Raw genomic sequence first — 724 nt, forward strand, 5'->3', positions numbered from 1 at the left:
TATATAATAAAATATATTAATTTAATATATTTATAGAATACATATATTATTTATAAATAATAAATAAATAAAGCATTAGTAGCTTAATTGGTTAGAGCCTTATATTGTCACTATAAGAGATGTCAGTTCGAATCTGATGTAATGCGTAATGGATAGTTGGGCATTGGTAAGCCAACCTACTTGCTACGTAGTTAGCCTAGAGCTTTCAGCGTTCGAATCGCTGACTATCCGTATATTTTATATATATTCTATTATAATAAAATGATTTATATTTTGAAAAATATAAATTTAATGGTATATAACATAATGGTTAATGTATATTACTACGGATAATAATATGTAAGTTCGAATCTTGCTATACCATAAAATAAGCAGTATAATGTAAAGGAAACATATAAGGCTCATGACCTTAAAATGATAGTTCGAATCTATCTACTGCACTTAAATATTTTTAAAAATAATATATAAATTTTTATTATATAAAATATATTTCTTTATAGAGAAAATTAATTCCCCCCCTATGGGGGGATTCATATATTATTTTCATAAATGAATTTTATCGTAGGAAAAATTTATCTCTTTCCTTCTCTAAATAAGAGAAGGAGAAATGAATTATAGCTCAATGGTAGAGCAGTCCACTCATAATGGATGTATCTCAGTTCAATTCTGAGTAATTCAAATATAAATAAAATAAAATTAAGAGAACATGATGTTGGTTCAGAAC

Annotated in this window: 2 tRNA genes; both read left to right on the forward strand. The window is 25.4% G+C overall.

From position 1 onward, the window contains the following. Positions 1-72: 72 nt before the first annotated feature. Positions 73-146, forward strand: a tRNA-Asp gene (locus IE237_RS41845). Positions 147-608: 462 nt separating this feature from the next. Continuing rightward, a tRNA-Ile gene (locus tag IE237_RS41850) sits at positions 609-679 on the forward strand. Positions 680-724 lie beyond the last annotated feature (45 nt).

The sequence above is a fragment of the Streptomyces tanashiensis genome, assembly GCF_014648895.1.
Taxonomy (GTDB): Bacteria; Actinomycetota; Actinomycetes; order Streptomycetales; family Streptomycetaceae; genus Streptomyces; species Streptomyces tanashiensis.